Source organism: Desulfosporosinus orientis DSM 765, assembly GCF_000235605.1.
In the GTDB taxonomy this organism is placed as follows: domain Bacteria; phylum Bacillota; class Desulfitobacteriia; order Desulfitobacteriales; family Desulfitobacteriaceae; genus Desulfosporosinus; species Desulfosporosinus orientis.
Window position 1 is genome coordinate 1,835,904 of record NC_016584.1, and the last position, 12,127, is coordinate 1,848,030.

Annotated in this window: 9 protein-coding genes; all 9 read left to right on the plus strand. The window is 41.0% G+C overall.

All coding sequences use genetic code 11. From position 1 onward, the window contains the following. Positions 1 to 2: 2 nt before the first annotated feature. The 9 genes from DESOR_RS08485 to DESOR_RS08525 all read left to right on the plus strand — a co-directional run bounded on the left by DESOR_RS08485 (position 3) and on the right by DESOR_RS08525 (position 12,008). Complete coding sequence (locus DESOR_RS08485; RefSeq protein WP_014184190.1) at positions 3 to 2,228, plus strand: hydrogenase iron-sulfur subunit; 2,226 nt, start codon at positions 3 to 5, stop codon at positions 2,226 to 2,228. A 91-nt stretch (positions 2,229 to 2,319) separates the two neighbouring features. Beyond that, positions 2,320 to 3,489, plus strand: a complete 1,170-nt coding sequence (locus DESOR_RS08490) for a (Fe-S)-binding protein (protein WP_014184191.1) — start codon at positions 2,320 to 2,322, stop codon at positions 3,487 to 3,489. Between the two features lie 251 nt (positions 3,490 to 3,740). Continuing rightward, entirely contained in the window at positions 3,741 to 4,910 is a 1,170-nt protein-coding gene (gene sat, locus DESOR_RS08495) for a sulfate adenylyltransferase (RefSeq protein WP_014184192.1), read from the plus strand. 86 nt (positions 4,911 to 4,996) lie between these two features. Beyond that, a complete protein-coding gene (gene aprB / locus DESOR_RS08500; protein WP_014184193.1) occupies positions 4,997 to 5,437 on the plus strand; it encodes an adenylyl-sulfate reductase subunit beta in 441 nt (146 codons plus the stop codon). Positions 5,438 to 5,476: 39 nt separating this feature from the next. Further along, positions 5,477 to 7,369, plus strand: a complete 1,893-nt coding sequence (gene aprA / locus DESOR_RS08505; RefSeq protein ID WP_014184194.1) for an adenylyl-sulfate reductase subunit alpha — start codon at positions 5,477 to 5,479, stop codon at positions 7,367 to 7,369. Positions 7,370 to 7,584: 215 nt separating this feature from the next. Next, on the plus strand, positions 7,585 to 7,932 hold the full coding sequence (locus DESOR_RS08510) for a YlbF/YmcA family competence regulator (RefSeq protein ID WP_014184195.1): 348 nt from the start codon (positions 7,585 to 7,587) through the stop codon (positions 7,930 to 7,932). An 885-nt stretch (positions 7,933 to 8,817) separates the two neighbouring features. Next, on the plus strand, positions 8,818 to 10,629 hold the full coding sequence (locus DESOR_RS08515; protein WP_014184196.1) for a SulP family inorganic anion transporter: 1,812 nt from the start codon (positions 8,818 to 8,820) through the stop codon (positions 10,627 to 10,629). A gap of 35 nt (positions 10,630 to 10,664) precedes the next feature. After that, the gene (locus DESOR_RS08520) at positions 10,665 to 11,210 is read left to right on the plus strand and encodes a universal stress protein (RefSeq protein ID WP_014184197.1); all 546 of its coding nucleotides are present in this window, start codon (positions 10,665 to 10,667) and stop codon (positions 11,208 to 11,210) included. Between the two features lie 180 nt (positions 11,211 to 11,390). Beyond that, a complete protein-coding gene (locus DESOR_RS08525; protein WP_014184198.1) occupies positions 11,391 to 12,008 on the plus strand; it encodes a hypothetical protein in 618 nt (205 codons plus the stop codon). Positions 12,009 to 12,127: the final 119 nt, after the last annotated feature.

A 12,127-nucleotide genomic window follows, 5' to 3' on the forward strand; every position in this document is an offset into this window, starting at 1 on the left:
CAATGGATAAAAAAACAGGTGTTTATATCTGCACTGGATGTAGTATCGGAGAATCCCTGGACGTAGAAGGCCTGTCCAAGGTTGCTACCAAGGAAGGCAAAGTACCGGTTTGTAAAAGCCACCCCTTTCTCTGTGGACAGGAAGGAATCAATCTCATTAAGAGTGATATAGAGAATGAAGGCGTCAATACAGTTCTTATTGCCGCATGTTCTCCCCGGGTTAATTACGATGTTTTTGAATTTGATCCATCCGTTATCATGGAGCGGGTTAACCTAAGAGAACAAGTCATTTGGAGTCAGCCGGCCGATGACGAAGATACCCAAATGATGGCTGAAGACTATATGCGAATGGGTATCGCAAAAATTAAGCATATTGACCTGCCGGAGCCCTATCAAGGTCAAAATATGGTGAAAACCTTATTGGTTGTCGGCGGAGGCTTAACAGGGATGACTGCTGCTCTTGAAGCAGCCAAAGCCGGCTACAAAGCAGTGCTGGTTGAGAAGAGTCCTGTACTTGGCGGCTGGATGAACGGTTTGTTTAAACAAGTTCCCCGCAAGGCACCCTTTACGGCTCCTGAAGAGGTAGATATCGCTGAATTAGTCAAGGAAGTTGAAGAGAATCCTGACGTTACAGTCTATACAAGTGCTGAAATTCAGGAAATAGCCGGTGCGCCGGGAATGTTTGATGCTGCAATCAATCAAAATGGTACGACCATAACCGAACGTGTTGGGTCTGTGGTATTGGCTACAGGAGCTATACCCTATGATCCTGCGAAACTTGATTATCTCGGTTATGGCAAGTACGAAAATGTCATTACCGGCCGTCAAATGGAAGAATTGGCTTCCAAAGGCAAAATTGTTCGTCCGGACGGCAAAGAAGTCCAAAGCATCGCTTTCATTCAATGTGCCGGATCACGTGATCCTGAACATTTACCCTACTGTTCAGCAACCTGCTGCGTCGAGTCTTTGAAGCAAGCTTCCTATATTAAAGAGCAAAATCCTGAAGCCAATGTCTTTATTTTCTATAAAGATATGCGTACTCCAGGTCAATACGAACGCCTTTATCAACAGGCACAAAAAGATGGAGCTATTTTCGTCCGCGGAGAAATCAGCGGGATTACAGAAGACGGGGATAAGAACCTGCTCATAGAGGCTTCGGATATTTTGTCCGGAGCAAATATTACAACCGAAGGCGTCGATATGGTGGTCTTAGCTAACGGCATGGTTCCCACCACGGCCTTAGGAGAAGACGCAGCTGCAAAAGAAGGGGATAAAGAAGAAGAGAAAAAAGAAGAGGACGGACCGAAACCGGAAATCATTCTTAAATCCAATCTTTTGAATCTGTCTTATCGCCAAGGACCGGAAATGCCGACTTTAAAATATGGTTTTGCAGATTCTCATTTTATCTGCTTCCCTTATGAAACACGTCGTACAGGAATTTATGCTGCCGGCAGCGTAAGAGCACCTATGGATGAACTTTCATCCATTGAAGATGCTACGGGAGCTGCTCTGAAAGCAATTCAATGTATAGAATCAAGCATCAAAGGTGTGGCAGTACACCCTCGTGTCGGCGACATGTCCTTCCCGGACTTTGCAATGTCGAGATGTACGCAATGTAAACGCTGTACCGTTGAATGTCCCTTCGGTGCTATTAATGAAGATGACAAATTCAATCCTCTGCCCAACCCGACCCGCTGCCGTCGCTGCGGAATCTGTATGGGTGCTTGTCCGGAGCGGATTATTACCTTTAAAAACTACTCGGTGCCAATGATCGGCAATATGTTAAAAGCCATCGAAGTTCCTGATGAGGATGAAGAAAAACCAAGAATTCTCATCTTCGCTTGTGAAAATGATGCCTACCCAGCCTTGGATATGGCAGGTATTAACAAACTTCAATATAATGCCTGGGTTCGCGTGATCCCTCTAAGATGTTTAGGCTCATTGAGCTTAGTGTGGATTGCCGACAGTATGTCCCAAGGAATTGACGGAATTTATCTCCTGGGATGTAAACATGGCGACGATTATCAGTGCCACTTCATTAAAGGCAGTGAATTGGCAGCCACAAGAATCTCAAAAGTGTCCGAGACGTTAGACAGACTGGATCTTGAGTCGGAACGTGTACGGATGGATCAAATTTCCATTGCTGACTATGACAAGTTACCGGCTATGTTGGATGATTTCGCTAAGAGACTTGAAGAACTTGGACCTAACCCTTATAAAGGGTTCTAATCGGATCTAAGGTAAGGGGACAGATCGCCTAAATAAAGACTTGCTTTAGAGAGGAAGATGTCTCCCATCAGTATAGAAAAGGAGCAGTATTATGGATGAAATAAAAGAAGTTTCTCTGGAGATGAGAGAATATATTATTTCTTCAGGAGCCGAAACACTCAACTGGTGTATGCAGTGCGGCCTCTGCACCAATCTTTGTCCATACCGACAGGTCCCAGGCGAGCTTAGCGAAGTATTTAATATTCGTAAAATGCAGCGTCAAGGACAACTCGGCTTGGAAGGTTTCGACGATGAAGCGGTTCTCTTTGCCTGTGTTACCTGCGGCATGTGTCAATCAAACTGTCCGAGAAGTGTTGAGATTATTAAAAACGTTCGTTCCATGCGGAATACCATCGTTGGAGCAGGCATCCTGCCCAGTCATTTAAGACCTGTTGCAGGAAGTCTCCATGCCAATGGCAACCCCTGGACCGGACCTAAAGAAAAGAGAGCTGACTGGCTCGAAGGCTTAAATGTTCCGGCTTTCTCGGCTGATACCGAATATCTTCTCTATGTTTGCTGTACTTCTTGTTATGACACCCGCAGTCAAAAAATTGCTAAGAGCGTTGTTAAACTCTTACAACAAGCTGGAGTTAGCTTCGGAGTGTTAACCGCTGAAGAAAACTGCTGCGGTGAGACCATTCGTAAGATTGGTGATGAGGAGCTCTTCACTAAATTAGCGGAATCGAATATCAAGCTCTTTAATGAAAAAGGTGTCAAGAAGATTATTACAACCTCTCCTCACTGCCTCTATGCCTTTAAGCAAGATTATCCGGAGCTTGGCGGTGAGTATGAAGTAATGCATTATTCTGAGCTTCTGAGTACGCTTTTAAAAGATGGCAAGCTTTCATTGCCCGGTGAAATCGCTAAAAAAGTTACATTCCATGATCCGTGTTATTTAGGACGTCACAATTTGGTTTACGATGCACCCAGAGAATTGCTAGGAGCGGTCCCGGGTGTAGAGTTTGTTGAATTGGATCGTGCTAAGAATAAGAGCTTATGCTGCTCAGGCGGAGGCGGCCGCATTTGGGCTGAGGTGCCCTTTGGAGAGCGTTTCGGCGAGCTGAGAATCAATGATGCTGTCAAGCAAAATGCTGATGTTATTGTTACGGCATGTCCCTATTGCATAACAATGCTGGATGATGCCTGCGCCGGACTAGAAAAAAATGATGTCTTAAAAGTTATGGAAATGTCCGAATTCCTTTGCGAATCTATTGAAAAATAAACCTGGTTAGTACGATGTTCAGCTAACCTCATGCTATAAGTAATGAGGAAAACAACTACATGGCTTATAGCTATGAGGTTAGCTAACTCATAATGGTGAAAAATTTTTCAAAGTTTAAGTGAAGGGGGGGATGCCAGAAACACTGTTTATGCAGAGTCTCATCCGGCAGACAAATGTTGGCAGTGAGCAGGATAATACAGGTTTCTGCGGTATACTCACATTCATTATAAAAATTAAGGAGGACTTGACAAATGTCAAAATTAGTACCACCTCATGGCGGAAAGTTAACACCGGTATTACTTCCTGAATCACAAAGAGCGGATGCTTTAGCCAAGGCTAAAACATTACCAGTGATTCGCATGACTTCCAGAGAAACTTCTGACCTATTAATGATTGGGATGGGTGCATTCAGCCCTCTGACCGGCTTTATGGACAAAGCCAATTATGAAAGTGTTGTAGAAACCAAACACTTAACCAATGGTTTAGCATGGCCTCTTCCAATTACCGTATCAGTTACTCGTGAACAAGCTGAAACCATTAAAGTAGGCATGGAAGTCGCATTAGTTGATGATGAAACAGATACCTATTGCGGTATTTTAACTGTTAGTGATAAATATGAATACGACAAAGTCAAAGAGTGCAAAGCGGTATTCTTCACAGATGATCCTGAGCACGATGGTGTTAAAAAGGTTATGGCTCAAGGGGATATCAATGTCGGCGGGGAGTTAGTTACCTTCAGTCAATTGGGCTATGCCTCCAAATATGGTGACTACTATGCTACCCCAGAGCAAACCAGAAAGATCTTTGATGAAAAGGGCTGGTCAACCGTTGCAGCTTTCCAAACACGCAACCCATTGCACCGCTCTCATGAGTTCCTCTGCAAAATTGGTAATGAAGTCTGTGATGGACTCTTCATTCACCCAATCGTAGGAAAACTCAAAAAAGGAGATATCCCAGCTGAAACACGTTTAGAGTGCTATGAAGTTCTCCTGAAAAACTACTTCAATCCTAAAAACGTTGTTATGAAAGTATATCCTATGGAAATGCGCTATGCAGGACCCAGCGAAGCTATCCTCCATGCTATTTTCCGTCAAAACTTCGGCTGCAGCCACATTCTTGTCGGCCGTGACCATGCCGGTGTCGGTGACTACTACACAGCTTATCAAGCACAAGAAATCTTTGAAACCTTCAAACCCGGCGAAATTCTTTGCCAGCCTATCAAAGTAACTGCAGCTATGTACTGCAATAAGTGCGAAGGCATGACCACAGAAAAAACCTGCCCGCACGGCAAAGAAGATCATCTCAAAATCAGCGGTACCAAATTAAGAGGTATGTTAGCAGCCGGTGAAGTTCCGCCAAGTAACTTCAGCCGTCCTGAAGTCTTAAAGATTCTTCTCAACTACTATGCCAACGCCAAATAAATAATTATCATTTGTTTGAAGGCTAAACGGAGAGAGCGCCTCTTCGTTTAGTTTCAAAAAATAAACGAATAATGGAGGTTAACCGAATGCCAAGTTTTGTAATTGCAGAAAAGTGTGACGGATGTAAAGGGCAAGACAAAACAGCTTGCATGTATGCATGCCCCAATGACTTAATGTTGTTAGACAAAGAAAAAATGAAAGCTGTAAACCTCGATCCATCTCAATGCTGGGAGTGCCTGTGCTGTGTTAAGGCTTGCCCGCAACAAGCTATGGACCTTCGCGGCTATGCTGACTTCGTTCCCCTTGGAGCATCTTGTGTACCTCTCCGTGGATCCGACAGCATTATGTGGACTGTTAAATTCCGTAACGGCATGACTAAACGCTTCAAATTCCCGATTCGTACCACAGAAGAAGGTTCCGCAGTTCCTGATGGCGGTTATGAAATAACTTCCAGCGATATAAACGGCATTGAACTGTATACCGAACCCGCTTCAATGCATATGCCAGTATGGACTTATAAGAAGTAAGCTCTTGTAATAAGGGAATAAATAGGGAGGTTAAAATCAATGCCAATGAACTTTGAAACAGTAGAAGTAACAACCGACCTTCTGATCGTCGGAGGCGGAATGGGAGCCTGTGGTGCGGCTGTAGAAGCAGCTCACTGGGCTAAAAAACATGGACTTAAAGTAACCTTAGTTGATAAAGCTTCAATGCCGCGTTCCGGTGCTGTCGGAATGGGATTATCCGCTATCAACCTCTATGTTGGACTTGCTGAAGGCAAGAATACCGTTGAAGACTATGTCCGCTATGTTAAAGGCGATATGATGGGAATTTCCCGTGACGACTTAGTCGCTAACATTGCACGTCACGTTGACAGCTCCGTTCATATGTTTGAAAAATGGGGTCTTCCTTTGTGGAAAGACGAAAACGGCGGCTATGTTCACGAAGGTAAATGGCAATTAATGATCAGCGGTGAATCCTATAAGGTTATCGTTGCTGAAGCTGCTAAAAACGCTTTAGGTGAAGAAAACATTTATGAGAGAGTTTTCATCACTGAGCCACTTCTTAAAGACGGCAAATGCGTAGGAGCTGTAGGTTTCAGTGTTCGTGAAGATAAATTCTATGTCTTCAAAGCAAAAGCAACCTTGTGCGTAATGGGTGGAACCGTTGGTGTCTTCAAACCTAAATCCACTGGTGAAGGTGCTGGACGTTCTTGGTATCCTCCGTTCTCCACTGGTTCTTCCGCTTACTTCACAATTCGTGCCGGCGCAGAAATGAGCAGCCAAGAAGTTCGCTTCGTTCCAATTCGTTTTAAAGATGCTTACGGTCCTGTCGGCGCTTGGTTCTTACTCTTCAAATCCCGTGCAACCAACGCTTTGGGTGAAAACTACATGGAAACCCGCGCTGATGAGTTGAAAAACTGGGGCGTATACGGTTCCATTAAACCGATTCCTGCTAACCTCCGTAACCACCTCGGATTGTTAGACGTACAAGAAGGTAAAGGACCTCTCTTCATGCGTACAGAGGAAGCTATCGCTAACCTGGCTAAACAATATGAAGGAGACGAAAAAGCCTTCAAAAAGAAAATGAAGTCTTTAGAGAATGAAGCTTGGGAAGACTTCCTCGATATGACCATTGCACAAGCTTTACTCTGGGCTGCTACCAACGTTCAACCTGAAGAAAGATCTTCTGAAATTGCTGCAGCTGAGCCATACTTCATCAGTTCCCACTCCGGTTCATCCGGTGCCTGGATCTCCGGTCCGGAAGATCTCTCTGCCGGAACAGACTACTTCTGGGGTTATGTTAACATGACCACAGTTCCTGCCCTCTTTGCAGCTGGAGACGCATCCGGAAACTGCCCGCATAAATTCTCCTCCGGTACCCATACCGAAGGTCGTATTGCTGCTAAAGGTGCTTGCCAATATATCTTAGATAACAACACTTTGATCGAAGTTGAGCCGCAAGTTATCGAAGATATGAAAGCAACCGTTTATAAACCTCTTGAAATCTACGAGCAATATAAAGACTTCAGTACCGATCCTACTGTTAACCCCAACTACATTCTGCCGAAACAATTCATGTTCCGTCTGCAAAAATTGATGGATGAGTATGTTGGTGGAGCAAACGTTTACTTCTGCATGAACCAAGCTTCCCTAGACAGAGCTGCTGAACTCTTCCAGTTCCTCAAAGAAGACGCTGAGAAATTAGCTGCCAAAGACGTTTACGAACTCTTGAGAGTTTGGGAAAACAAACACAGAATGTGGCAAGCTGAAGCACATCTTCGCGCTGTAACATTCCGTGAAGAAACACGTTGGCCTGGATATTATATCAGAACAGATATGCCAGGTCTAGATGAGGAAAACTGGCACTGTTTCGTAAACATGAAGTGGGATCCAAATTCCAATGAATGGTCTGTATTCAAACGCCCAGTCATTGATATGTTCGGTGTTAAGTTCTAATTTAAAATTGATCAGTGATTAATAGATTGCTAACAATCGATATTAAAGCTGATGAATGAGGGGGATGGGTGCAAATTTTCGGGATTTGTCGGGAATTTGTGCCCGTTCTCTATTTTATTGACTGAATCATGGGATATTTCTTTGAAATTTTGTGATAATCAGTTATGATAGTAACAACACTAACTAATTTTTGAAAATCGTAGGAGGAACTCAATATGGATCAAATTGAAGAACTTATGCAAAAAGCCACTGAACTGGGAAAATCAATAGCTGAAACAAAAATTTATAAAGATTTTAAAAGAGCGGAATACGATCTTTTACAAAATGACGAAGCTCGTAAATTAGTAGAGAGTCTGCACAAGATGAAAAATGAACAACGCGGTAAACAAATGGCAGGTATCGAAGTCACCTCTGAGGAAAAAGATCAACTTACAGAATTGGAACAAAAATGCATTCGCAATAAGCAAGTACTCACTTCAAATAATGCTAATTCACGATTCCAAGAGTTTATGGAAGAGATAACCAGTTGTATTCGAAAAGGAATTCAAAGTGTCGATAATTAATAGTGATTATTAAACATAACTATTATCGCGATAAAAATACCTGAATATACTAGCCGTTACCATTTTATTGCCTAACTTTATAAGTCTTAGTATAGGATGTAATGACCTTATCGGAAGAGGCTAAAGATAGAACTTCTGACAGTCTAATATATCTTAGCCCTTGTAAACTGCGGCTTTAAAGATGCTCAGTTTGGGGGTGAACTCCTCAGAATGTATGTATCAGCAAACCAAAAATAGACTAAAAATAGCAATACAGCGTCGTGATTATAAGGAATAGAATTGCGATGACATGTATTGCTATTTTATTTTTTTGAAATAAGATAGCGAAGCGATTTTTTCACAATAGGATAAATCGATTGCCATAATATTGACGGGAAATGATATCGATGCTAATCTTAATTCAAAAGATAGCAGAGAAAGGATTTATAAAAAAGAGTTTGTGCATTTTATTACGATTCCTCTAGGAGTAAAATCGTTGATCTGGGACTAAAAACATGGAGGTTTTGTTGCGGGAATGATTAAATTCATTATTTAAGCCCTTTAAGAAGTAAAAATTTTACAAAAATTAGTGAAATAAATCTCTTAATATCTTATAGATCAGGAATCATAGCTAATCTAACAGTGTATTCCTTCACGAATTGAATTTATAGTTACAGACGAAGGTAAGATTTAAAGATTGAAAATATTGATGGATGATATAAAAATAGGATATGGATGATGTCCGCAGGTTATCAGGTTCAAATATTTGGCTGCCAAATGAGCTCTATTAAAGGTAGGGATTAAGCAAAAAAGGAGATGGTTTAGAATACGTGTTACCGGTTTTGACCGATTAAGTAGAAACCATTCAATAAGTAGAAACTATTTAAATTGAAAGGTGGGATTTCAATGTACTTATCTCGATTTAAATATATGCCCCTCATTGGTACAATTGGAAATTATAAAAAGGAATATTTCTCTAAAGACTTAATAGCTGCTTTAACGGTTGCCGTAGTCGTTATTCCCCAATCAATGGCCTATGCACTCATTGCCGGCGTTAATCCTGTTTATGGCTTGTATACAGCCATTGTCTCCACAATTATTGCTTCAGCCTTTGGAAGTTCAAATCATGCCATTGCAGGTCCTACAAACGCGATTGCTTTGTTGGTTGCCGGAAGCATGGCACCTTATATGGCCCAAGAAAATGCCTATGAAATGCTCTTCTTAATGACATTTATGGTAGGAATTTTGCAAATACTTTTTGGTGTCGTTAAGCTGGGAAAAGTGATTAACTTTGTTTCCCATTCTGTTGTTATTGGTTTTACAGCTGGTGCAGGTGTCTTGATTGGACTTGGTCAACTCAGTACACTATTGGGAATGTCCATTAAGGGTTCTTCCCATATGTCTACCATGGAAAAGTTCTATTATGTAATAACTCATCTAAGCCAAACGAATATTTATGCCTTAGGACTTGGACTTATGACCATGGCTATCATCATTGTCTGTAAGAAGATTAACAATAAGCTTCCTGGTGCCTTAATCGGAATTATTATTCCAATCATCTTCATCATTCTTTTCTCTTTAGATCAGAAAGGTGTTAAACTTACAGGCTTTATACCTTCATCCCTGCCTCCCTTTAAAATGCTTGTCTTTGATGTTTCAGTTGTACGAAATCTATTCGGAGGAGCAGTGGCAATTTCAATTATCGGATTGGTTGAAGCTATTGCTATTTCAAAATCTATCGCCACGACTTCCAGACAAAAAATTGATGCCAATCAAGAATTTATAGCTCAGGGCTTAGCCAACGCTGGGGGATCATTTTTCCAATGTTTTGCAGGCTCAGGATCATTTACACGTTCTGCAATTAACTATCAAAGCGGAGCAGTGACTCGGCTGGCCGGAATGATGTCAGGTGTGGTTGTTGCCTTAGTATTATTGTTTTTCGCTCCTTATGCTCAGTATATTCCAAGTCCCTGTCTTGCCGGCGTAATCTTAGTTATTGCTTACAATATGGTTGATAAAAAAGAAATAAAGCATATTATTAAAGCCGGCAAATTCAAGTCCGATTCTTTGGCCATGATGGCAACATGTATTGCAACGATTGTTTTGCCTCATCTTGACGTTGCAATATACACTGGTATAGCAATTTCAATTGCTCTCTACCTGAAAGATACCAACAAAGCTCCAATGAAAATACTTGTACCATCAGAAGGAATAAACGGTAGTGTTATCGAAAAAGAAGTTAGAGCGATTAAAGAGAAAATGGACATTTTGATTATCCAGCTTGAAGGAAATCTCTTCTTTGGTTCCGCTGAGGATCTGCAAGCAAAATTAGACGACTTAGTCGATAAATCCAAGGTTTTCATTCTGAGAATGAAATATGTCGCTAATATTGATTTGACTGCACTTGGGGTATTGAAAGTGTTTATCAGAACAGTTAAAGAATCCGGTGGAATGATCATCTTTAGCGGTGTCAAGTCTGAGTTTAGTTCACTTTTAATGAATACTCATATGAATTCAGATGTAGGAGAAGATAATATCTTTATGTCAGAAAACGAAATTTTCGCCTCTTCGACTAACGCTTTGGAAAGAGCACGAACAATTATAGGACCTGATGTGAGGGGTCAGGAAGCGGATTCAGCGTCGCGTAAATTACAAGAATCTAAATCAATTTTAAGTATTAGTCCTGATTTAGAAAGTAAGAATACTGCAGCCTTCTAAATGAGAGTAATGGTAATGATAAAGGGGGTATCGGAATGAAAAATTCCGCATTTAATGTACTACTTTATTCTGACGGGTCCCAACAAGCTTTTTCAGCTGCAGTTTACGCTGCGAACCTATTAAAGAGTATGCCGAACATGAAATTGACGATTGTTCAAGTACAAGAGAGTAATGAAGGCTCTATGGGGACAGAGTACAGTTGGATTGACACATGGCCTGTAAGTCCTACCTCAGAATGGATGAAGCGAGTCATCGAGTCAGATTCAAACGTAAAGAATCTCTACCAAGATATTCTTTCCACAACCAGCAGTATTTTTCATGAGCGAGCTAAGGATGTTAATCATCACGTCATCTATTCCAACCCAAGTATTACGGATACTGTCGATGCCCTTTTAGAGTATGCAGAAAAGAAACATTTTAAATTAATTATTATGGGTACCAGGGGACTTACGACGTTAAAAGGGTTGATATTTGGTTGTTTAGCTCACAATGTACTCAATAGGTCGCCAATACCCGTTCTACTCATAAAGAAACTCCCGCAAGATTTTATTGACGATTTTTGCTTACACCTGGGTTCATAAATTTAATCAAATTTTAAATGATGTAATGTATGGTAATATGAGACAGAAACTAGAATCCCGCAGAGAAATTGTCTCTGCGGGACAGTCTATTTTGGATGTCCAATGGGTTTAATTGTTTTTGCTCTTTACTTCACATGAAGAGGAAGGCTTAAAAGGTTTAAATAGAAAGGTGGGATCACATTGTCCGGCAGAGCCCTTAATAAAGTCATACTACCAGCTGACCAAAATTATCGGGAATCGGGAGAGAGAAGCAATCCAATCTGGCTTTTGTTTAATCCAAAACATCCGGCGGTTCGCCACTATATTTGGACACCGGTATTATCTGAGATACAAGATAAAGTTTATCGAGAACTTCATACAAGAATTGATACAAAGAAATTTTATATTCGAAATGCGGTTAGCGATAGTAAAATTGTGCCTAATACTCAAAATTGGTGGGACAACAAAGTATCCTTAGAAATCAATGAATTTAGAGAGATTGCTTTACAGTATAAGCCAAAGATCATCATTTCGTTTGGGGCATTTCCTTATGAATTTGTCAGGCGTGTTTATAAAAAAAGGCCGGAGAAAGGGCCGAAGTATTGGGGAACAACTAATTTAGGGGATGAATTCGGGAAAACAATGGCTAATTTCGATATTCAAAAGACAAATATCGTCCCTTTGCTTCGCAGAGTAGTAACCAGCAATAAATTTATTGAAGAAATTGACCTGGCGGATAATTACTTTCAGTATGTTGGATTAAAGATTGCAGAAAAAATTATTGAGCATCAGGATAGTCTCAATATCTGGATTGAATAACTCATTCTTAAAAAGAAGAAAATTCATAATCAATAAATGATATTAAAACGAATTTGATTTGGCTAATTCAAATTTGTCTTAATGATCGTTGGTTATTGTGAAGGAAAGTGAATCATGGT

What these genes read in the sequence shown, in the direction of transcription:
- DESOR_RS08485 (WP_014184190.1), top strand. Translation starts at nt 3, where the DNA reads ATGGATAAAAAAACAGGTGTTTATATCTGCACTGGATGTAGTATCGGA.
- DESOR_RS08490 (WP_014184191.1), top strand. Translation starts at nt 2,320, where the DNA reads ATGGATGAAATAAAAGAAGTTTCTCTGGAGATGAGAGAATATATTATT.
- sat (WP_014184192.1), top strand. Translation starts at nt 3,741, where the DNA reads ATGTCAAAATTAGTACCACCTCATGGCGGAAAGTTAACACCGGTATTA.
- aprB (WP_014184193.1), top strand. Translation starts at nt 4,997, where the DNA reads ATGCCAAGTTTTGTAATTGCAGAAAAGTGTGACGGATGTAAAGGGCAA.
- aprA (WP_014184194.1), top strand. Translation starts at nt 5,477, where the DNA reads ATGCCAATGAACTTTGAAACAGTAGAAGTAACAACCGACCTTCTGATC.
- DESOR_RS08510 (WP_014184195.1), top strand. Translation starts at nt 7,585, where the DNA reads ATGGATCAAATTGAAGAACTTATGCAAAAAGCCACTGAACTGGGAAAA.
- DESOR_RS08515 (WP_014184196.1), top strand. Translation starts at nt 8,818, where the DNA reads ATGTACTTATCTCGATTTAAATATATGCCCCTCATTGGTACAATTGGA.
- DESOR_RS08520 (WP_014184197.1), top strand. Translation starts at nt 10,665, where the DNA reads ATGAAAAATTCCGCATTTAATGTACTACTTTATTCTGACGGGTCCCAA.